Origin of the sequence: Pantoea sp. UBA5035 (genome assembly GCF_002415245.1) — a bacterium.
GTDB classification, from domain to species: Bacteria; Pseudomonadota; Gammaproteobacteria; order Enterobacterales; family Enterobacteriaceae; genus Pantoea; species Pantoea septica.
The window spans coordinates 13,888-33,461 of sequence record NZ_DICD01000028.1 but is presented as its reverse complement, the minus strand read 5'-3'; the positions used below and the strand labels follow the sequence as shown (position 1 = coordinate 33,461).

General features: G+C 57.8%; 20 protein-coding genes, 1 tRNA gene and 1 pseudogene. 5 read left to right on the top strand and 17 right to left on the bottom strand.

Annotation, left to right across the window (positions count from 1 at the left end; translation table 11 throughout):
- Window positions 1–2: 2 nt before the first annotated feature.
- Genes ccmI through ccmA form a run of 9 tightly spaced genes read right to left on the bottom strand, consistent with a single transcriptional unit; the run spans window position 3 to window position 6,957 of the window.
- Window positions 3–1,214: a c-type cytochrome biogenesis protein CcmI gene (gene ccmI, locus B3229_RS19480; protein WP_286873614.1), complete on the bottom strand. Its 1,212-nt coding sequence runs from the start codon at window positions 1,212–1,214 to the stop codon at window positions 3–5.
- Window positions 1,211–1,669, bottom strand: coding sequence for a cytochrome c-type biogenesis protein (locus B3229_RS19475; RefSeq protein ID WP_286873611.1), 459 nt, complete (start codon window positions 1,667–1,669; stop codon window positions 1,211–1,213). Before B3229_RS19475 ends, ccmI begins: the two co-directional genes overlap by 4 nt.
- A complete protein-coding gene (locus B3229_RS19470) occupies window positions 1,666–2,220 on the bottom strand; it encodes a DsbE family thiol:disulfide interchange protein (protein WP_033750630.1) in 555 nt (184 codons plus the stop codon). Before B3229_RS19470 ends, B3229_RS19475 begins: the two co-directional genes overlap by 4 nt.
- A complete protein-coding gene (locus tag B3229_RS19465) occupies window positions 2,217–4,175 on the bottom strand; it encodes a heme lyase CcmF/NrfE family subunit (RefSeq protein WP_286873608.1) in 1,959 nt (652 codons plus the stop codon). The genes B3229_RS19470 and B3229_RS19465 overlap by 4 nt, the downstream gene beginning before the upstream one ends.
- The gene (gene ccmE, locus B3229_RS19460; protein WP_033750634.1) at window positions 4,172–4,657 is read right to left on the bottom strand and encodes a cytochrome c maturation protein CcmE; all 486 of its coding nucleotides are present in this window, start codon (window positions 4,655–4,657) and stop codon (window positions 4,172–4,174) included. The genes B3229_RS19465 and ccmE overlap by 4 nt, the downstream gene beginning before the upstream one ends.
- On the bottom strand, window positions 4,654–4,887 hold the full coding sequence (ccmD, locus tag B3229_RS19455; protein ID WP_033750637.1) for a heme exporter protein CcmD: 234 nt from the start codon (window positions 4,885–4,887) through the stop codon (window positions 4,654–4,656). The genes ccmE and ccmD overlap by 4 nt, the downstream gene beginning before the upstream one ends.
- Window positions 4,884–5,624 carry a heme ABC transporter permease gene (locus B3229_RS19450; protein ID WP_048784707.1) on the bottom strand — a complete coding sequence of 247 codons (741 nt, stop codon included), beginning with the start codon at window positions 5,622–5,624 and terminating at the stop codon, window positions 4,884–4,886. The genes ccmD and B3229_RS19450 overlap by 4 nt, the downstream gene beginning before the upstream one ends.
- Window positions 5,625–5,680: 56 nt before the next feature.
- Window positions 5,681–6,340, bottom strand: a complete 660-nt coding sequence (gene ccmB / locus B3229_RS19445; protein WP_033791689.1) for a heme exporter protein CcmB — start codon at window positions 6,338–6,340, stop codon at window positions 5,681–5,683.
- Window positions 6,340–6,957, bottom strand: coding sequence for a cytochrome c biogenesis heme-transporting ATPase CcmA (ccmA, locus tag B3229_RS19440; protein ID WP_048784705.1), 618 nt, complete (start codon window positions 6,955–6,957; stop codon window positions 6,340–6,342). Before ccmA ends, ccmB begins: the two co-directional genes overlap by 1 nt.
- 243 nt (window positions 6,958–7,200) lie before the next feature.
- Here ccmA and B3229_RS19435 point away from each other — a divergent pair, with 243 nt between their 5' ends.
- A complete protein-coding gene (locus B3229_RS19435) occupies window positions 7,201–8,118 on the top strand; it encodes a formate/nitrite transporter family protein (RefSeq protein WP_286873601.1) in 918 nt (305 codons plus the stop codon).
- 74 nt (window positions 8,119–8,192) lie between these two features.
- Window positions 8,193–8,264, top strand: a tRNA-Arg gene (locus tag B3229_RS19430).
- Here the strand turns inward: B3229_RS19430 and B3229_RS19425 are convergent.
- The 4 genes and pseudogenes from B3229_RS19425 to tssB all read right to left on the bottom strand — a co-directional run bounded on the left by B3229_RS19425 (window position 8,227) and on the right by tssB (window position 10,320).
- Complete coding sequence (locus B3229_RS19425) at window positions 8,227–9,450, bottom strand: VasL domain-containing protein (protein ID WP_286874199.1); 1,224 nt, start codon at window positions 9,448–9,450, stop codon at window positions 8,227–8,229. The genes B3229_RS19430 and B3229_RS19425 overlap by 38 nt on opposite strands.
- 44 nt (window positions 9,451–9,494) lie before the next feature.
- Entirely contained in the window at window positions 9,495–9,683 is a 189-nt protein-coding gene (locus B3229_RS19420) for a hypothetical protein (protein ID WP_286874214.1), read from the bottom strand.
- Window positions 9,634–9,771: pseudogene (locus tag B3229_RS19415) on the bottom strand (hypothetical protein); the annotation flags it as partial. The pseudogene B3229_RS19415 and the gene B3229_RS19420, both read right to left, overlap by 50 nt.
- A gap of 66 nt (window positions 9,772–9,837) precedes the next feature.
- Window positions 9,838–10,320: a type VI secretion system contractile sheath small subunit gene (gene tssB, locus B3229_RS19410; RefSeq protein ID WP_286873598.1), complete on the bottom strand. Its 483-nt coding sequence runs from the start codon at window positions 10,318–10,320 to the stop codon at window positions 9,838–9,840.
- 501 nt (window positions 10,321–10,821) lie between these two features.
- On the opposite strand from tssB, the gene B3229_RS19405 reads away from it, so the two are divergent.
- Window positions 10,822–12,045, top strand: a complete 1,224-nt coding sequence (locus B3229_RS19405; RefSeq protein ID WP_286873595.1) for an anaerobic sulfatase maturase — start codon at window positions 10,822–10,824, stop codon at window positions 12,043–12,045.
- Window positions 12,046–12,126: 81 nt separating this feature from the next.
- Here B3229_RS19405 and B3229_RS19400 read toward each other — a convergent pair whose 3' ends face one another.
- From B3229_RS19400 to B3229_RS19390, 3 genes are all read right to left on the bottom strand, one after another.
- Window positions 12,127–13,806, bottom strand: a complete 1,680-nt coding sequence (locus B3229_RS19400) for a sulfatase family protein (protein WP_286873593.1) — start codon at window positions 13,804–13,806, stop codon at window positions 12,127–12,129.
- A gap of 34 nt (window positions 13,807–13,840) precedes the next feature.
- On the bottom strand, window positions 13,841–15,286 hold the full coding sequence (locus tag B3229_RS19395; protein ID WP_286873591.1) for a carbohydrate porin: 1,446 nt from the start codon (window positions 15,284–15,286) through the stop codon (window positions 13,841–13,843).
- 560 nt (window positions 15,287–15,846) lie between these two features.
- A complete protein-coding gene (locus B3229_RS19390) occupies window positions 15,847–16,698 on the bottom strand; it encodes a helix-turn-helix domain-containing protein (RefSeq protein WP_048784712.1) in 852 nt (283 codons plus the stop codon).
- 202 nt (window positions 16,699–16,900) lie between these two features.
- On the opposite strand from B3229_RS19390, the gene B3229_RS19385 reads away from it, so the two are divergent.
- Window positions 16,901–17,800 carry a DMT family transporter gene (locus B3229_RS19385; protein WP_286873589.1) on the top strand — a complete coding sequence of 300 codons (900 nt, stop codon included), beginning with the start codon at window positions 16,901–16,903 and terminating at the stop codon, window positions 17,798–17,800.
- A 36-nt stretch (window positions 17,801–17,836) separates the two neighbouring features.
- Here the strand turns inward: B3229_RS19385 and B3229_RS19380 are convergent, their stop codons facing one another.
- Window positions 17,837–18,073 carry a hypothetical protein gene (locus B3229_RS19380; protein ID WP_048784698.1) on the bottom strand — a complete coding sequence of 79 codons (237 nt, stop codon included), beginning with the start codon at window positions 18,071–18,073 and terminating at the stop codon, window positions 17,837–17,839.
- A 275-nt stretch (window positions 18,074–18,348) separates the two neighbouring features.
- Here B3229_RS19380 and B3229_RS19375 point away from each other — a divergent pair, with 275 nt between their 5' ends.
- Window positions 18,349–19,569, top strand: coding sequence for an L-lactate MFS transporter (locus B3229_RS19375; RefSeq protein WP_048784697.1), 1,221 nt, complete (start codon window positions 18,349–18,351; stop codon window positions 19,567–19,569).
- Window positions 19,570–19,574 lie beyond the last annotated feature (5 nt).

Here is a 19,574-nt window from a genome sequence, read left to right as displayed (position 1 = left end):
CTTCAGGGCTGCTGTTGATTAATCTCCACAGCCATGTGCTGATGACCATCCCAGGGCATCACCGCGCTCAGACCAAACCAGTCGCCGGATTGGGGACTGGCGCTGCCGTCGCGGGAAATACGCACCCGAACCTGCACCTGATGCTGCGCCGAAAGCAGGCGCTCAGGCATCATGGCATTGCTGTCATCCAGCGTAAGCGATAACGGAAAGTGGCTCAGCGGCAAGCGCTTAACGGCCACGGGCACCGGTGAAACACCGTCAGAAACAGAAATATACATCACTCCGCCCGGCGGTAACATTTTTTCTGCCTCCGGCGTCAGCGTCACCGTCAGCGCCAGCTGCGTATTCTGCTGACCGGCGTCGGTTTTTGCTTGTTCAATGCTGCGCTCGATCATCACGCGGCGGCGATCGTCGGCCGGGATCTGTTTCAGCATAGCCTGCCAGCTGCTAATCGCCTGGTCATACTGTTGCTGTTCATAGGCGTTAAACGCCAGCAGGCCGAGCGTGCGCAGGTTGCCGCCATCTTCTTTCAGCATATCGCGCAGCATCAGGCCCGCCTGGCGGTTATCCTGCGGATCGCTGGAGCGGGTCAGTACTTCAGCATAGTCCTGTTTCAGGGCGAGGTTGTTGGGCGCGAGCTGCAGCGCATGCTCGAACGCTTGGCTGGCGCTGGCGGCATTGTTAAGCACCATGCCGAGACGGCCCAGCATGGTCCAGTCGTTCAGATTGTCCGGCTGCGCCTGCAGCGCGGTACGCAGCCCAAGCTGCAGTCGCGCCAGCTCCTCCATGGTCAGCGGCTTCGCCTGCGGATCCATCACCCGCGCGCGCAGCGCCGGATAATCCTGCTGCACCTGCATCCATCCGGCGACCTGCGTCAGGCCGCCGCTTTTCAGATAGAAGCCGAGCGACACCGCGATCAGCGCCACCACGCCGGGCAGCAGCACCAGACGGCCGCTGGCGCGCGACGACGCAACGTTCTGCGGCGGAATATCGGTCAGCAGCGTCTGCTGCAGTTCGCTCACCATGGTGGCGCGCTCGCCGATAACGCCCTGCGCCTCATCCTCTTCCAGCTCGCGCAGGCGCTGATGATAAAAGTCGGTATTAAGGCGATCGCGGTCGGTTTCGCTCGCCTGGCGCTGACGCCAGCCTGCGCCGAGAAACAGGGCGCTGGCGGCCGCCAGCAGAAGAATAATGCTTATCCACAAAGCGCTCATTTCAGCTTCCCGTCACGTTTCAGTATCGCCGCAAGGCGCTGTTGATCGGTATCGTCCAGCTCGCTGCGCGTTTTACGCTGGCGACTGCGCAGAACGATCACCAGACCGCCGAGCACGGCGAACAGCGCCGGGCCGACCCAGAGGATCAGCGTCGACGGCGTCACCTGCGGCTCATAGGTGACGAAATTGCCGTAGCGCGCCACCATATAGTCGATGATTTGCTGGCGGCTCTGGCCCTGCTTCATCAGCTCGTAGACCTTGAGGCGCATATCCGCCGCGATCATCGCATTCGAGTCGGCGATGCTGTTGTTCTGGCACTTCGGGCAGCGCAGCGAGGCGGTGAGATCGCGGTACTGCTCCTCCTGCGCCACGGAGTCGAACTGGTAAGTGTCGATCGCCGCCCACAGGCTGACGCTGAACAGCAGGCCGCAGAGCATCAAAAGCATGTGCTTCATACGCCCTCCTTGCTGTATTTCCGCCACAGCGGCAGCACTTCCTGCTGCCAGACGCGCGCGTTGAGGTCGCCCGCGTGGCGGTAGCGGATAATGCCGTTGCCGTCGATCAGGAAGGTTTCCGGTGCGCCGTAGACGCCGAGATCCAGCCCCAGCATGCCGTCGCCGTCATAGAGGCTAAGCGCATAAGGGTTGCCCAGCGTATTGAGCCAGGTCACCGCTTTGGTGCGATCGTCTTTGTAGTTGAGGCCCACTACGCGAATGCCCTGCTCCGCCAGCTGGTTGAGATACTGATGCTCTGCGCGGCAGGTCGGGCACCAGGTCGCCCAGACGTTCAGCAGGATCGGTTTGCCGTCGTTGAGGACTTTCTGGTCGTAGATCTTGCCGGGCCGATCGAGCGCTTCCAGCTTAAACAGCGGCACCGGCTTGCCGATCAGCGCCGACTCCAGCCGGGTTGGATCGTCGCCGCCGGCGTTGCGCGACAGCTGCCACAGCAGCGCCGCCGCCAGCAGCAAAAACAGGATCAGCGGAATAAAGAGAATTTTCTTGTTCATGCCCGTTCCTCACGCGCGGCTTTTTTCCGCGAGCGGTAGCGCGGATCGAGCAGGCAGAGCAGGCCGCCGACCGCCATAAAGACGCCGCCGAACCAGATCCAGCGCACAAAAGGTTTGTAGTAGATGCGCACAGCCCAGGAGCCGTTATCCAGCTCTTCGCCTAGCGCGGCGTAGAGATCGCGCGTAAAGCCGCCGTCGATCGCCGCCTCGGTCATCATGGTGCGCGCCGCGGTGTAGAAACGTTTTTCCGCATGCAGCACCGCTTCTGGCTTGCCGTTGCGGCTGACGTCGATAATGCCGACGCCGCCGCTGTAGTTCGGCCCCTGCAGGTTATGCACGTCACGGAACACGAAGTGGTACCTGTGAATATCAATACTGTCGCCCGCTTTCATGCGCACGTCGCGCTCGACGCTGTACTGGGTGCTGAAGGCGATGCCGATCACCGTGACGCCGACGCCGATATGGCCCAGCACCATGCCCCAGTGGCTGCGCGACAGATGGCGCAGGCCGCGGAAGAAAGCGTGCCGGTGAGTGGCGCGCTCGTGCAGTTCCATAAGCGTCAGCACCAAAATCCACACCGACATCAGCAGTCCTACGACCGTCATCGCCTCAATGCGATCCTGCAGCAGCCAGGGCAGCAGGATCGCGCTGGCCAGCGTCACCATCATCGCCAGCGCCAGACGCTTCCACAGCTTCTGCGGTTCGTCGCGTCGCCAGCGCACCAGCGGCCCGATGCCGAGCATCAGCGCGAACGGCGCCATCAGCCAGCTGAACATGGTGTTAAAGAAAGGCTCGCCCACGGAGATGCTGCCGAGGCCGAGCTGCTTGTGCACCAGCGGCAGCAGCGTGCCGAGCAGCACCACCAGCATCGCAGCGATCAGCAGCACATTGTTGCCGAGCAGGAAAGATTCGCGCGACCAGGTTTCGTTCTGCACGCGGCTGCGCACCTGTCCGCCCTTAATGGCGTAGAGCAGCAGCGAGCTGCCGATCACAATCACCAGGAAGGCGAGGATTAACATGCCGCGCGCCGGATCCGAGGCGAAGGAGTGCACCGACACCAGCACGCCGGAGCGCACCAGAAAGGTGCCGAGCAGGCTGAGGGAAAAGGCGGTGATCGCCAGCAGCACCGTCCAGGCTTTAAAAGTGCCGCGCTTTTCCGTCACCGCCAGCGAGTGCATTAGCGCGGTGCCCGCCAGCCACGGCATAAAGGAGGCGTTCTCGACCGGATCCCAGAACCACCAGCCGCCCCAGCCGAGTTCGTAATAGGCCCATGCCGAGCCGAGCACGATGCCGATGGTCAGAAACACCCAGGCCGCCGTGGTCCAGGGCCGCGACCAGCGCGCCCAGGCGGTATCCAGCCGACCCGCCATCAGCGAAGCGATGGCGAAGGCGAAGGCTACCGAGAAGCCGACGTAGCCCATATAGAGCAGCGGCGGATGGAAGATCAGGCCGATATCCTGCAGCATCGGATTGAGGTCGCGCCCGTCGATGGGGAAGTCCGGCAGCGTGCGGGTAAAGGGATTCGAGGTGAGAATAATAAACAGCAGGAAGCCGAGATTGATCATGCCCATCACCGCCAGCACGCGCGCCAGCGCATCCTGCGGCATGCCGCGGCTGAAAATCGCCACCAGCAGCGTCCAGCTGCTGAGCAGCAGCACCCAGAGCAGCAGCGAGCCTTCGTGCGCGCCCCAGGTCGCGGCGATGCGGTAATAGACCGGCAGCAGCGTGTTGGAGTTGGCGGCGACATAGCCGACGGTAAAGTCGTTAACCACGAAGGCGTGCACCAGTACGAGGAACGCCCCGGCGATGCAGAGGAACAGACCGCTCGCAAGCGGACGCGCCAGCCCCATCAGACGCGCATCCTGGCGCACCGCGCCCCACAGCGGATAGACGCTCAACAGCAGCGCGAGGCCCAGCGCCAGGCAGAGCAGAAAACTTCCAACTTCTGGCATCATGACTGAGTTCTCGCCTGTTCCGCCAGCGCCTGCGGGCTCTTGTGATTCTTCTTCATCGCATCCTCGATTTCCGGCGGCGTGTACTTCTCGTCATGCTTCGCCAGCACCTCTTTGGCGTTGACCAGGTTGCCCTCTTCCAGCACGCCCTGCGCGACGACGCCCTGCCCTTCGCGGAACAGGTCCGGCAGAATGCCTTCGAAGCTGACGCTGACCACGCCGTTAGCGTCGTAAAGCTTAAAGGAGACGGCCAGCGTATTCGGGTCGCGCTTCACGCTGCCCGGCATCACCATGCCCCCGACGCGCAGGCGCTGCCCCGCTTCCGGCTTCTGATGATCCTCGCCTTTGCCGTAGAGGATTTCGCTCGGCGTGTAGAACAGGTCAATATTGGAACGCAGCGCATACATAACCAGCGACGTGGCGAGGCCCAGCCCCACCAGGATCGCCACAACAACGTACAGGCGCTGACGACGACGGGTATTCACATTGGATCTCCTGCCGCTTCACCGGCGGCTTGTTTCATTTTCGCCGAACGGATGCGGCGCTCCCTGGACTGACGCTGGCGGATCTCGGCCAGCAGGCGGCGGCGCTGCAGCAGCGTATGCAGCAACAGCCCGCCAAGCGGAACAAGGGTGCAGATCACCGCCAGCCAGACGTAAAAGGCGTAGCCGCCCATGGCGAAAAAGGCGGAGAGGGAAGAGAAAGCAGGCGTCATGCTTTGCGGCCTCCGTTGGCGAGGTTCGCCACCCAGGGGCGGTGACGCTCGGTGTAGAGGATCAGGTTACGCAGGCGCATCAGCGTCAGCGTAACGAACAGCAGCAGATAGCCGAGGATCGCCCAGCGCAGCGGCGTGCGCATGCTCGGCGCGATCGCCTGCTGCAGAATGCCCGACGAGCCCTGATGCAGGGTGTTCCACCACTGCACCGAGAAGTGAATGATCGGCAGGTTGACCACGCCGACCAGGATAAGAATGCCGGCCGCGCGTCCCGCCGTGCGGCGGTCGTCAAACGACTGATAGAGCGCTATCACGCCCATATAGAGGAAGAGCAGCACCAGCTCCGAGGTCAGGCGCGCGTCCCAGATCCACCAGGTGCCCCACATTGGCTTGCCCCAGGCGGAGCCGGTGATCAGGGCGATAAAGGTAAAGACCGCGCCGACCGGCGCCATCGCGGTAGAGACCAGATCCGCCATCTTCATCTGCCACACCAGGCCGGTAAACGCGGCGACCGCCATCGCCGCATAAACGCCCATCGACCACATCGCCGCCGGAACGTGGATATACATAATGCGGAAACTATCGCCCTGCTGATAGTCGGCCGGCGCGAAACCAAAGCCCCAGATCCAGCCGAGCAGCAGCGTCGCCGCGCCCGCTACGGCAAACCAGGGAATTAAACGCCCGCAGAGCTGATAAAGCCGCTCCGGCCTTCCCAGCTGATGTAACCATTTCCACATGTTGCATTGCTCACAGGTTAAAAAATCATTCCCGACATGTCTGACGCATGTGCGGATCAGTGCAGCGCGATACGCAGCGCGGCAGCGGTGGCGAACGGCGCCAGCGTCGCGCTGGCCGCCAGCATCGCGCCGAGGATCGCCAGATAACCGCCGATCGGCAATCCCTGGCCCGCTGCGTCGATCGCCGCGCTGGCGAAAATCAGTACCGGCACCGCCAGCGGCAGCACCAGCAGGCTCAGCAGCACGCCGCCGCGCCGCAGTCCAACCGTCAGCGCGACGCCGATGGCGCCGAGAAAGCTGAAGGTCGGCGTGCCGAGCAGCAGCGTCAGCGCCATCGCCAGCCAGCTGTTGAAATCGAGCGACAGCAGCAGCGCCGCCAGCGGCGACAGCAGGATCAGCGGCAGGCCGGTGACCAGCCAGTGGGCGATCACCTTGCCCAGCACGGTAACCGGCAGCGGCGTCGGCAGCAGCAACAGCTGCTCCAGCGATCCGTCGATAAAATCGTCGCGGAACAAGCGCTCCAGCGCCAGCAGCGATGAGAGCAAGGCGGCGACCCAGGCCACGCCCGGCGCGATGCGCGCCAGCTGCTGCGGTTCCGGCCCGATGCCGAGCGGGAACAGCGTAATCACGATCAGAAAGAACCAGAGCGGGTTAACCACCTCCGCGCCGCTGCGAAAGGCGATGCGCAGCTCGCGCTGAATCACGCGCAGCGACATCAGAGCAGCTCCGCGCCAGTAAGCCGTATTTTACGCACGCGCGCATGGCTTTTTGGCAGATCCTGATGGGTGGTGAGAATAACCGAGCCGCCATTTTCGGCATGTTGCGTAAAGCGCTTCATTAATTTCTCCACACCCTCTTTATCTATCGCCGTCAGCGGCTCATCCAGGATCCACAGCGCGGCGTCGCTGAGCCAGAGCCGCGCCAGCGCCACGCGCCGCTGCTGTCCCGCCGAGAGCTGCGCTACCGGCACCTCTTCGTAGCCCAGCAGATCGACGCACTCCAGCGCGTCAAATATCTGCGAGGCGTCGCGGTTCGGATGATAGAAGCGCAGATTTTCCAGCGGCGATAGTACCGCTTTTACGCCAGGCTGATGGCCGAGAAAAAGCAGGCTTTGATGCCACTGTTCGCGCTGTTGGCGTATCGGCTCGCCTTGCCAGCGCACCTCGCCCTCTTCCGGACGGCTCAGTCCCGCCAGCAGGCGCAGCAGCGAGGTTTTACCGGCGCCGTTCGGCCCTTCGATCTGTACGATATCGCCCGCCGCCACGCCGAACGACAGGCCGTGGAACAGCGTGCGTTCGTCGCGAACGCAAGAGAGATTAATGACTTCGAGCATGCCGGAGGAGTCGCGCCAGGTAAAAAGTGGCCAGGATGATAGCACAAGGTTGCGGTGGGCCGAAGCCCATGGCGTGCGGCGCGGCGCGCCTGGCCTGATGGTTATGCCTCTTCCGAGGCAAATATGGATGAAAAACGCCCCGCGTTAAAATTTTGTTACGCTTCATCTGAAAGATAGTTACATTTCGCCCTTGCCAAAACAGGCTACGCTTATTACGCGCAGCAATTATAACAAGGAGCAAACATGAAACCTTCCCCATCTGTTCACCAGGATGAAAACGATGTCGACAGCGAAGAGAAAGAGCAAGGAACGGAAATTGAGGTAAACGAAGAGGCCCTGCCCTCGCGCGCGGCGGCGATACATGAAGAGATTCGTCAGGATGGCGAAAAGGAGTTAGAGCGCGACGGCATGGCGCTGCTCTGGTCGGCGATTGCGGCCGGCCTGTCGATGGGCGCCTCGCTGATGGCGAAGGGGATCTTTCAGGTCCATCTTGACGGCCTGCCCGGCGCTTTTTTGCTGGAAAACCTGGGCTACACCTTCGGCTTCGTTATCGTCATTATGGCGCGCCAGCAGCTCTTTACCGAGAATACGGTAACGGCGGTGCTGCCGGTGATGCACAAACCGACTATGGGCAATGTCGGCCTGCTGCTGCGGCTGTGGGGTCTGGTGCTGCTCGGCAACCTGATCGGCACCGCCCTCGCCTCCCTCGCCTTTGCCGAGATGCCGATTTTCGACGATGCGACGCGCCAGGCCTTTAGCGCCATCAGCCAGAAAGTGATGGAAAACACACCCGGCGAGATGTTCGCCAACGCGGTGATTTCCGGCTGGATTATCGCAACGATGGTCTGGATGATGCCGCAGGCGGGCGCCACCAAACTGATTGTGATCGTGATGATGACCTGGCTGGTCGGGCTCGGCGATCTGGCGCATATCGTGGTGGGTTCGGTGGAGATCCTCTATCTGGTCTTTACCGATCAGATTAGCTGGTATGAGTTTATCTGGCCGTTCGCGTTGCCGACCCTGCTGGGTAATATCACCGGCGGCACGCTGATTTTCGCGTTGATCAGCCATGCGCAGATCCGTAACGATATGAGCGAGGCGGCGAAAGAGGAAGCGAAAGCGAAACAGCGCGAAGCGAAGCAGCAGGAAAAGCAGCGCTAAGCTGTTGAGGAAATGAGCAAACGCGCCGCCTTGGGTTATTCTTGCGGCGCGTTTGCGCTATACTGCGCGCCGCGGTCCCCTTAGTTAAATGGATATAACGAGCCCCTCCTAAGGGCTAGTTGCAGGTTCGATTCCTGCAGGGGACACTATCCTGATCAGCATGTAGCGGTTAAGCAGCTGGTTCATGTGCATATCCGTTTCTGACAACAGCCTTTCCGGCAGCGGTTTTCCAGGCTCATACTGACTGAGCTGATAGAGCTGCTCCTCCAGCGGCACCGCCCGGGCAAAATCCTGCGTGATCGCAAAGACCATGGTTTTCAGTTCCGAACCGGTCAGATATTTTCCCTTACGCACGTCCAGCGCGTTGAGCTGACGGGTCATTTCCTGCAACCCTTCCATGCCCTGATGCCAGCCGGTCAGCGCCTCCGATGGTATCGCATTACCGGCAATATACTGCCGCCACTGCGCTTTTAGCCTTTCTGTCGCCGCTGGCTGCGCGCGCGCCGCCAGCGCAAAACCGTACTGCTGGCGCCACAGCGGCGAAAGCTGCGCCAGCTGCTTTAGCGCAGCCTCATTCGCCGCCACCGGCAGCGGGCCGCTTTCGGCGGGATATAACCTCTGCCAGCCCCATTCGGCTGCCGCGCCCAGCGTCAGCATGGTCAGCATACCGGCGACGAAAAGCTTCCAGCCCCTTTTTTGCGCAGGCGCAGCCGGCACCTCGCGCGCCACGTAAACCAGCGGTTCGTCCGGCAAAACGGCGGGCGCGACCAAGGGCGCAGCTACATCAGCCTCGTCGTGCAGGTCCACCTCTCTTTTCTCCTGCTCCAGCCTGCTCACCGCTTTATGCAGAAAGGCGCAGAGTTCGCCTGTCCGGCTGGCTTCCGCCAGCGCCATGCGCTGCAGCAGATCGCGTATCGCATTTAAATGCCGCTCTGCCTGACAGACCAGCGGCAGATCGCTGTGGTGCAGCGTCAGGGTGCGAAGCATCATCTGCAGACGCTGGCTAAAACCCGCCAGCATTTTAATCCGCGCCTGATCCGCCTTCGGCAACATCGCGCCCCACTGACAGGTCAGCAGCGCGTCGAGCACCGCCAGCCCTTCATTCAGTCCGGTGATGCCGGCCAACCGGGTGCGCGCCAGGCAGTACCAGACCGCCGTCTGCAGCTCGACGCCGTTCTGGCGAAACAGCGACAGGCTAAGCTGTTCGACGCGCGTCCAGTCGACATCCGGGCGCGCCGGGTGCGTGAGTTTCGCCAGCTCTGCGCGCAATAGGGCAAAATCCGGCAGCGCGCGCGGATCGCCGCCGGTTTTGAGTTTTTCGGGGTTTTTCACTGGTTATTTCCGTTGGTAATCAGAGAGGATGAGCGGCATCGCGCTCAGGGCAGCAGGCTCGCGATGATGGTGAAAAAGGCTTCTTCATCGAAGGCGCGTTCTGGCCCGGAAAGCGCGCCTGCGGGCATAACGCGCCAGCCAGAGTCGCTGCCTGTGCGCATAAACAGACGATGCAGCGGCGTCATCCACGCTGAAGTGGTTAATTGCCCATCTGGTATGGTTGATGGCCTCAATGGTGCCTCCGGCCCGGGCAGCAGGCTGCGAGCAGCCGGTTAACAGCAGCAGGCCCGCCACGAGCGGGCTTAACAGGGAATGTTTCATCGGTCTTTCCTTGCAGAAGAGTGACTTAAAGAAGGAATAAAGAGGATCAGGCTAAACGGGCTTACTTTATTTCGGACATACCTCAGGCTCCTTCATCCTGATGGGCTCTTTATCGGGTAGGACGGACTGCCGTAGGTGTAGCAACTGGTCGTTATCCAGTAAATTCGCCTTTAAATCGCGCAGCAGATTACGCATCGCAAGCATGGCTTTAAGCTGGGGGATCTGGCGCGCCACCTGCTCCGGCGTAAAGTCCTTCATATCTCGAAATGTCAGGCTGATATTTTCTTCTCTGCCGTCGTTGGTCAGGGTATTTTTTATAGTGAGATCAACTTTTGGGGAATATTCAGAAAGCACGCTATTAAAATTATTCTTATTAACGTTTATTTTATTCCGCTCTGATAGCGGTGCGGTTTCCTGGCCATGGCTAAAATCGCCAGCGACCAGTAATTTCAGCGGTAACTCCGTTTTTTTAGTCGCTCCACCGGTGTGGAGATCCAGCTTAAGATTAATACGTGCTTTAGGTACTTCACTCTGGAAGCTGTCAGCCATTACTCTGTCCCTCGTTTAATCGCTGTGTGACAATCGTCGTAAAACTTTTTCCGTCGAGATAATAGAGTAATAAAGCACCAGGAATCAAATGATCAAAAAATTGATTTACAATCAGAATAATCCTAATTATTTTGGAGTTTAAGTTAACTAAAGGTAAATGGACTCAACGGGTTAATCTTCTGGCCTTGAATTATTATTCAGCGCATTCCGTCATAAAAAATCGTCAGAGTGAAACCCTATCGCCCAACCTCTTACGCTTTGATATAAATATGAAAATAACAAAGGATCTCAGCTATATCGCCATGACGCATGCTGATAATCCGTCATGCTGATTTAATTAAAACAAACGTGATCTGCATCTCAAATAAACGCGCCGTCTCTTTTGAAGACGGCGTTATATTCTTAGCGATCGTGACCTTGCCTGGGCGAAACCTGTTATTAACAGAAAACCTAACAGCATCTGGCAACAGTTAGCTTGCTTAGAAAATAAAGGATCACCAAATGACAATTGAGAATTTTCAGCTAATGGCAAAGCCGTCAGGGTCGCTCTGCAATCTCGATTGCGCCTACTGCTTTTACCTTGAGAAAGAAAAGCTTTATCCGGAGAGAAAACAAAACTGGCGCATGACAGATGCAACCCTGGAAAAATATATTGCATCGCATATCGCTTCGCAAAAGGGCGATGTGGTCGACTTCCTGTGGCAGGGGGGCGAACCCACCCTGCTGGGCATTGCGTTTTATCTTCGCGCCGTCGAGCTTCAGAACAAATATCGCGGTACAAAATCCGTTAACAACTTCTTTCAGACCAACGGCGTTAATCTAAATAAGGAATGGGCGACATTTTTCCGCGAGCACCATTTTCTGGTTGGCGTATCGATAGATGGCGACCGCGCCAGCCACGACGCGTACCGTATGACGCGAGCGGGCAAAAGCACCTTTGATGCGGTTATTGAGGGAATCGCCCTGCTGAGGCGTCACCACGTTCAGTTCAATACGCTTACCGTGGTTAACGACGTCAACGTCCGCCAGCCCGTCAAGCTTTACCGTTTTTTGAAAAGCATCGGCAGTCGCTATATGCAGTTTATCCCGCTCACAGAACGTCGGGCATCGACGCCGGCTGTGGATGGACTTACCCTGATCCCGCCGACGTTTTCAGGGGCGTGTCGCGTCGAGCCATGGTCCGTCTCTCCTCGGGCATGGGGGGCGTTTCTTAATGCAATTTTTGATGAATGGGCCACCCGGGATATCGGACAGATCTTCGTAATGAATTTTGAGCAAACCCTGGCGCAGCTGTACGGCATGCAAAGCGCCTGCGTGATCGGCGTAACCTGCGGCGCCAATCCCATCGTGGAGGCGAATGGCGATGTTTACTGTTGCGATCACTTCGTCTATCCCGAATACAAACTCGGCAATATCCATCGACAGGATCTCGCCGCAATGGTGAACTCACCGCAAAATCTGGCCTTCGCCCGGCGAAAAGCGGCCGATATCAGCAAAGATTGTCTGAGCTGTCCGTTTCTGCAGGCCTGCAACGGCGGCTGCCCAAAACAGCGCTTCGCGCTTTCTGGCGAGGGCAAATCTAATAAGCACTATCTTTGCGAAGGTTTCCGCATCCACCTGAGCCATGTCGTACCCGCGCTGCATCGTCTTTACGAGCTGCTGAGAAAAGAGGCGTCGCCAACGCGTATGAAGAAAGAGATGAAAGCGATGTTGCTAAACCGCTAGCCGCACCAGGCTGCTGCGCGACATCAGGTGCCTGATAAAAACAAGGCGGAAAAGAGTCTTTCCGCCTTCGCTGTGAGAGCGTTATTGCTCTTCTTTCATATATTGCTGCTTAATATATTCCTTCGTTTTCTGCATGGCTTCGCTCATTTTTTGCAGCTTTTGCGCTTTATCAGGCGTGTCTGGCAGGAAGCCGACAAACTTATCGCTGGTACCGTAAGGCCGCATCCAGCCTTTAGGGAAATCAGCGGCTCTCACGCCATTGCCGTGATCTTCGTAGCGCTGAACGATGCCTTCGGAAAGTCTGGCGTTATAGGGAATAACATTCTTGCCTTTGTGGTCGCTGAGCTTGTTGAACAGCTCCTGACGCAGCGCCTGTTTGATTTTCACAATAGCGGGATCGGTCGCGTTAATCAGGTTATGCATCTCTTTGGGATCCGCTTTCAGATCGTAGAGCTCTTCCGTATCCCAGACGCCATAGTAGTTGATGTACTTATAGCGGTCGCCGCGAATAGCGAAGGTCGTTGGCGTATAAGGGAAGTTATATTCCCAGAAGTATTCATAGACGAAGGTTTTACTGCGCGGATCCGCCGGGGATTTGCCGCTGCCCAGCGCCAGGAAGCTGGAGCCGTCGTAATTTTTCGGTTTAGCGATGCCAGCAGCATCGAGAATGGTTGGCGCAATATCGATATTGGCGACTACGTCCTCTACCACACGGCCCGCATCGAACCCTGGTCCGCTGGCGAGAAGCGGAACGCGAATCGACTCTTCGTAAGCGTTACGTTTATCCGTCAGGCCATGTTCGCCGAACATAAAGCCATTATCCCCCATCACCATAATGATGGTGTTTTTATCCAGGCCCTGCTCTTTCAGATAGTGGCGGATACGTCCCACGCTCTCGTCAACCGACATCAGCGTTTCGTAATAATTCTCCAGCCAGCTGTTGTAATCCATGTTCTCCATATAGGGGAAATCGATGCCGTGCCAGCTGTTGCGCTGGTCTTTAACCCAGCGCGGTTTTCCTTCGTAGTTCGCCGCGTTATTGACCCAGGAATCAGGTTTTTTAAATACCTTGCCTTTGAGCTTGCCGATGTGACGCGGCGCGGGCAGAAAATCGGCATGTACGCCCTTATGCCCCAAATAGAGCATAAAGGGTTTTGATTTATCGCGGTGCTCCATCCAGTCAACCGCATAGTCGGTCAACTCATCGGTGATATACCCTTTCTGCTTGACGATTTTGCCATCAACGTTTAGCTCGGAGGCGCCGCCAAATTCATTGATGGGATAATAATTGCCCTGCGCGTTGGAGCCGATAAAGCCAACCCAGCGATCAAAACCGGCAAAGCCGGGTTTCGCCTCGGTCTCTACCCCGCCGAAATGCCATTTGCCGAAAAACGCCGTCTGGTATCCGGCCGCCTTAAGGCGCTGCGGGAAGAAATCGAGGCCATATACGTTATCGTTTTTATTGTTGTCCACCATGCCGTGGTTATGGGCATACATGCCGGTCAGAATAGAGGCTCTGCTGGGGCCGCATAGCGAGGTAGTGACAAAGGCATTTTTAAAATAAGTCCCCTCTTTCGCCATCGCATCCATATTTGGCGTGACGGCATCGCTGTTAATAAAACCCATAGCGTCATAGCGCTGATCGTCTACGAGGATATAAACGATATTAGGTTTTTCCTGCGCCCCCCAGGCATAATTCGCCGTGGTTGTCGCGGCCAGACAGGACATGCCGATCAGTGCAGCCAGTAAATTACGTTTCATTTTCTTCTCCTGTTTTCCCAGAAAAAACTTCTCTTCAGAAAAAGATGACGTTCGCAGAAATACCGAATTTCCACTGGTCATCTTTATTATCTGCAAACGCGACATTATCGAGCTGGTTGTCCAGCGCTTTTAGCCAGGTAGCATAAAAGCGAATTTCAGGCAGCAGCCCGAAGCTGCTTTTTTCAAAGCGGATCGTATGAAAGAAGGTTGTTTTAACGCCCGACTCGCTTAACGTCTTGCCGAATTGCTTACTCTTTTGATTGAAATATCCCAGTTCGACGCCGGTCTGGTTATTATTTTCCCAGATATAGGCGGGACGAAGAGCCGAGCGGAAAAAGGTCAGGTCCGAATGCGGCGCAAAGGTTTCGGGATCGACGATATCGCTGGCTTTCCCCAGCGCGATAGCATGGACAAGGCCGAAATGGTCGCCGATAAAATTTTCGCCTTGCGTCACGGCCCGATAGAGAAGGCCGCCGCTCTGCTCGCCAAAGTAGTTGTCGCTGTGGCCGAGATAGGGATTGGCGCCGTGCAGCCGGCTCATATTAGTCGCCATACCGTTGCTGGCCACCTGCAAAACCAGTTCGTTGAAGCCGCTATCCGCCTCGGTTTTTCTGAACGCCGCGCCCGCCATAAAGGCATCTTTGAGCGTGAAGATTTCGCCCGCCGCCGCGCGTTTTTTCTGGCTGTCGGAAGCATTTGCTATCGCGTAATCACCCAGCAGGCCCAGTGTGATATCGGGCGTCAGCCTGATATCGTGGTAACGCATCTGGACGGTATTGGTGGCGACCGAGGTGCTGCCGCTCAGGTCGGTTTTAAACACCTTGTAGTCGTTGCGCCCGACCGCGAGATCGAGCGCGCCCGGCCCCATGCGCACATTCTGGATGCCTGCGCCGCCGCCCTCCGCGGTGTAGGCGTATTTCCAGTCAAACATCAAAATTTCTTTGGCCGGAAGCTGATTGCGCCCTACCCAGAACGTGGCTTCAGGATGGCCGGGAATCAGCCCCTTGGTTTCCAGATACATTTTGCCGAATGAGATATCGTTGCCGTCGGACTTAGCGAAGTTGTTATTGCTGCTGTCGAGGTCGATAGAGCCGTCCAGCAGCACTACTGCCTTCATAGAGACGCCGTCTTTGTTGTAAAAGCGCTGAGATAAAATAAGATCGTACCAGCCGTAAAATTCATTGCCGTACCGACCTAAAGCGCCCTGCGCCCAGTTGGGCCTTTCAAAGCTAATACCGGAGGCGCTTACGCCTTTGCCCAGCGTAACCGTGGCGTTGGTGGTGCCTTTCGCAGCGCTCTCCCAGCCGCCGCGGAAATAGCCTGCGAAATTGAAATCTTTGAGCTTGTCATTATCCGCCTCCAGCTTAGCCAGCCGCTCTTCAACGGCCTCGTAGTCCTGAAGCGCGTTGCTATTCGCCTCGGCGAGAAAAGGAAAAATAACAAGTAATGATAAAGATAAAACCAGCCGTTTATGGTGCATTTTTGTTTTCCCCAGGATATGAAAATAAAAAAACCCGGGAGAGATATTCTTTTCAAATATCTCGCCCGGGTTTTGCCCGCATGATGCTGTCACAATCCCGTATCACTCACTGAGGCCGCTTTACTTTTTTGTATTAGATGAACCTATAATTATCTACTTCTGGCCGCCAGCGATAACCCGACAACGTAGTCGCGTGGTCTTTTATTAAAATCCATTATCAAAAAAAAACCGATCCGCAGCCTACACTGCAGATTAGGTTTTGCCTGCCGCAACAGTTACAACCCTGCCTTTAAACAAAAACACATTATCATCGCTGCAGCTCTATGCAAGTGGCTTAATTAACCCTAATTAAAATTTGTGAGCAAATTAACGAAGAATTTGAAAGCTATTATTTTAATTGCAATAAAAACCGCCATGTTAAAGAGTGGCGCAGGGGTATTAATGCCAACCTTTATTAAAAGAAAAGCTAACAGGCAAGACATAGCCCCGTCTGTTTATTGCCATAGTTCCTGTCGTATTACCTTTTCGCTGCTCCCCTTACAAGCCAGCGGGCCGCTCTCTTACGCGCCCCGCTGGCCGTTACGGTAAGCCGAAGGCGAAACGCCATGGATCTGCCTGAAACGGTTGCTGAAATGACTGGGCGAATGGAACCCGCAGCTGAAAGCGATGGTGGTCAGCGAAAGCGAGGCATCCGCCAGCATCTGTTGCGCACGCTGCATGCGACGTCGCATCACGTACTGGTGCGGCGCTTCGCCCATCGAATGGCGAAACATGCGCGCGAAGTGAAACTCGCTTAGCGACGCTTCGTGACTCAGCTGCGCCAGCGTCAGCGGCCGATCGAGATGCGCGTCGATAAAGGCGATCAGGCGACGCAGCACCGCAGGCGCCAGGCCGCCGCGCGTCTGAGGCGCGCGCCAGCGCACGTCGCTGTAGCGCTGCAGCAGATGGGTCAGCAGCAGGGTTGAGGCGCTGCTCAGCATCAGCTGGTTTGCAGGCTGCTGCCAGTCGCAGCTGAGCAGAAAATGGCGATAGAGCTGAGTAATGCGATCGTCGCTGGCGAACACTTTTTCGTGCAGCTGAAGGTGCGCCGGGCTGCGATCCCACGTCTCCTCCGCCAGCTGGCGCAGATGCGCTTCGGAGCAGTAGAGATGGACGAACGAGAGATCGGAACGCAGATCCCAGGTTGACTCGACGCCGGCGGGCATCAGGCAGAAGCGATCCGGCCCACCACCGTTACGCCAGCCGTTCGGGGTTTTGTGCCAGGTATCGTAGCCGTCGGCAATATAGAGGCTGAGGGTGTGATGGTTGCTGAGATTGGTCACCCGATCGCCGCTGTTGAACCAGTGCGCCAGCTGCGTGCCGTCGCTAAGCCGGGCGTGGTGACGCAGCTGGGCTTTATGACGTTGCAGCATATCGAAAGTCTGGTAAGTCGGGGCATTCACGGGCGTTCTCCTGCTAACTGGGCTCCAGTGTATGAAGAGCCGCCTGAAGAGAACAGTCTTATCCGACGCGACGGATAAAAAAGCGCAAGAATTTGCAAGTGCGCCGCAAGCCGTTGCAAGCCGCCTGCCGCTTTCCCGGTAATACTGCGGCCTGACTTGAAGGAGGCATGCAATGAATCTCGCTTTATACCTTTCCGTGGTGCTGATCTGGGGCACCACCTGGATCGCCATTTACGCCCAGCAGACGGCCAGCGGCGGCAGCGTCGGCGCGGCGGTGTTCTGGCGGTTTATCGTGGCGTCGCTGGTGATGCTGGCGGCGCTCAGGGCAATTAAGCGCCTGCGCGCGCTGACGGCGCGCGATCACCTCTTTTGCCTGCTGCAGGGCTGCTGCGTCTTCGGCTTTAATTTTCTCTGCTTTTACCACGCGGCTGCCTGGATCAACAGCGGGCTAGAGTCAGTGATCTTTTCGATGGCGGTGCTCTACAACGCGCTCAACGGCTGGCTCTTTTTCCGGCAGCGCCCTTCCCTGCGGCTACTGCCTGCCGCCGCGCTCGGCGCCGGCGGAATGGTGGCCCTTTTCTGGCGCGATCTGCACGGCAGCGAAGCTTCTGTCCAGCTGTTATGGGGTATTGGGCTGAGCGCGCTGGGCACGCTGGGGTTTTCGCTGGGCAATATGATCAGCCTGCGCCATCAGCGCCTGCAGCGCGATGTGCTGACGACCAACAGCTATGCGATGCTCTACGGCGCGCTGGCGATGGCGCTGGTCACGCTGCTGCAGGGCGAATCGCTACAACCTGTCTGGAACCGGCAGTGGCTGGGCGCGGTGGCGTATCTGGCGATTTTCGGCTCGGTGATTGGCTTCGGCGCCTACTTCACGCTGGTTGGCCGCATCGGTGCCAGCCAGGCTGCCTACAGCACGCTGCTGTTTCCGCTGGTGGCATTAGGGCTGTCGACGCTTTATGAAGGATATCATTGGCATGCGGAAGGCTTTATGGGATTAACCATGATTCTGGCAGGCAACCTGGTGATGTTTGCGCGTGTGCCAGGCGGGCGCAGGCGCGTCCCGCAGTAAAGCAAAGAGCGGGCATAACGCCCGCCCCGCTGAGCGTCATGCCCGGCGCTGCACAGGGGCAAGCTGATGAGGTCGGTTAATCGCCTTGCGCGCTATCCAGTAGAGCAGCACGCGCTCATCGTCATTGTCCTGGTCGGCCATGGAGAGCAGTTTCAATGCCAAAGTGGATTTAGTCACAGGCTGCTGCTCATCGCTGAGTTCAATCACTGCCTGACCGATGATGCAGCGGACTTCGTCCTCACAACTAAGGGATTCATATGCTCGGTCTTTCATATTTCCTCCTGTAAAGTGAGCTTTAAGCCTGGCAAATATTCTGCGTTTCTGCTGGCAAAACCGGCTGAGAGACACATCTGCTTACCTCAGGTAACCAATCATTATCAGGTTGCCGAATTGTTCATACTTTAGCGAAGCGGATTCACTGCCGTTCATACCCTGACAGCGGCATTTCATGACGCGTTTCATCCCGTTCATGCTTTTTCTCGTCGCGCGCGCGTAGCCTCGTTTTAATCTGGCGTTAGTGTCCAGATCCCCGGACGGGAGAGAAAATTATGAATCAGACAATGTCTTCATCCTACCAACGCACCCGCTGGCTTACCCTGGTCGGCACGGTCATCACCCAGTTCGCGCTGGGTTCGGTCTATACCTGGAGCCTGTTCAACGGCCAGCTGGCGTCAAAACTCGACGCGACGGTAAGTCAGGTCGCCTTCTCGTTCGGGCTGCTGAGCCTTGGTCTGGCGGTAGCTTCGTCGCTGGCGGGCAAGCTGCAGGAGCGATTCGGCGTGCGGCGCGTCGCTATCGGCGCGGGTCTGCTGATGGCGGCCGGCTTCTGGCTGACAGCCCATGCCGACAATCTGATGATGCTCTATCTCAGCGCAGGCGTGATGGTCGGGCTGGCGGACGGCGCGGGTTATCTGATGACCCTGTCAAACTGCGTGAAGTGGTTTCCCGAGCGCAAGGGCGTGATCTCCGCCTGCGCTATCGGCGCATACGGCCTCGGCAGCCTGGGCTTTAAATTTATCTGCGGCGCGCTGCTGGGCGCGGTCGGCCTGGAGCAAACCTTTATTATCTGGGGCCTGGCGGCGATGGGGATGATTATTCTCGGCGCGCTGCTGATGCGCGACGCGCCGGTTCAGCGCGCGACGGGTGAAAGCGCGCAGCAGGCGCGCGACTATACGCTGGCGCAGGCGGTGCGTCTGCCGCAGTACTGGATGCTGGCGCTGATGTTTTTGACCGCCTGCATGAGCGGACTCTATGTGATCGGCGTGGCGAAAGATATCGGCGAAGGCCTGGTGCATCTCAGCGCGCAAACCGCAGCCAATGCGGTGACGGTGATTGCCATTGCCAACCTGAGTGGTCGTCTGGTGCTCGGCGTGCTCTCCGACAAGATGGCGCGTATCCGCGTGATCTCACTGGCGCAGATTATTTCGCTGGCGGGCATGAGTATTTTGCTGTTTACCCGCATGAATGAGACCACCTTTTTTGCTTCGCTCGCCTGCGTCGCCTTCAGCTTCGGCGGCACCATTACCGTCTTCCCGTCGCTGGTCAGCGATTTCTTCGGCCTCAATAACCTGACGAAAAACTACGGGCTGCTTTATCTGGGCTTCGGCATCGGCAGCGTGCTCGGCTCGCTGATCGCCTCACTGTTCGGCGGCTTTACCGTGACCTTTAGCCTGATTATGACGCTGCTGGTGATGTCGCTGCTGCTGTCGCTGATGATTCGCCTGCCTCAGCGCGAGCCGCTGGCAGAGCAGATGCTGCAGCGGAGTTGAGCAGC

Coding starts and splice junctions, on each gene's coding strand:
- B3229_RS19385 (WP_286873589.1), top strand. CDS start 16,901: ATGAATCTCGCTTTATACCTTTCCGTGGTGCTGATCTGGGGCACCACC.
- B3229_RS19475 (WP_286873611.1), bottom strand. CDS start 1,669: ATGAAGCACATGCTTTTGATGCTCTGCGGCCTGCTGTTCAGCGTCAGC.
- B3229_RS19405 (WP_286873595.1), top strand. CDS start 10,822: ATGACAATTGAGAATTTTCAGCTAATGGCAAAGCCGTCAGGGTCGCTC.
- B3229_RS19450 (WP_048784707.1), bottom strand. CDS start 5,624: ATGTGGAAATGGTTACATCAGCTGGGAAGGCCGGAGCGGCTTTATCAG.
- ccmA (WP_048784705.1), bottom strand. CDS start 6,957: ATGCTCGAAGTCATTAATCTCTCTTGCGTTCGCGACGAACGCACGCTG.
- B3229_RS19465 (WP_286873608.1), bottom strand. CDS start 4,175: ATGATGCCAGAAGTTGGAAGTTTTCTGCTCTGCCTGGCGCTGGGCCTC.
- B3229_RS19470 (WP_033750630.1), bottom strand. CDS start 2,220: ATGAACAAGAAAATTCTCTTTATTCCGCTGATCCTGTTTTTGCTGCTG.
- ccmD (WP_033750637.1), bottom strand. CDS start 4,887: ATGACGCCTGCTTTCTCTTCCCTCTCCGCCTTTTTCGCCATGGGCGGC.
- ccmI (WP_286873614.1), bottom strand. CDS start 1,214: ATGAGCGCTTTGTGGATAAGCATTATTCTTCTGCTGGCGGCCGCCAGC.
- B3229_RS19380 (WP_048784698.1), bottom strand. CDS start 18,073: ATGAAAGACCGAGCATATGAATCCCTTAGTTGTGAGGACGAAGTCCGC.
- B3229_RS19400 (WP_286873593.1), bottom strand. CDS start 13,806: ATGAAACGTAATTTACTGGCTGCACTGATCGGCATGTCCTGTCTGGCC.
- B3229_RS19435 (WP_286873601.1), top strand. CDS start 7,201: ATGAAACCTTCCCCATCTGTTCACCAGGATGAAAACGATGTCGACAGC.
- B3229_RS19395 (WP_286873591.1), bottom strand. CDS start 15,286: ATGCACCATAAACGGCTGGTTTTATCTTTATCATTACTTGTTATTTTT.
- B3229_RS19390 (WP_048784712.1), bottom strand. CDS start 16,698: ATGCTGCAACGTCATAAAGCCCAGCTGCGTCACCACGCCCGGCTTAGC.
- B3229_RS19375 (WP_048784697.1), top strand. CDS start 18,349: ATGAATCAGACAATGTCTTCATCCTACCAACGCACCCGCTGGCTTACC.
- ccmB (WP_033791689.1), bottom strand. CDS start 6,340: ATGTCGCTGCGCGTGATTCAGCGCGAGCTGCGCATCGCCTTTCGCAGC.
- tssB (WP_286873598.1), bottom strand. CDS start 10,320: ATGGCTGACAGCTTCCAGAGTGAAGTACCTAAAGCACGTATTAATCTT.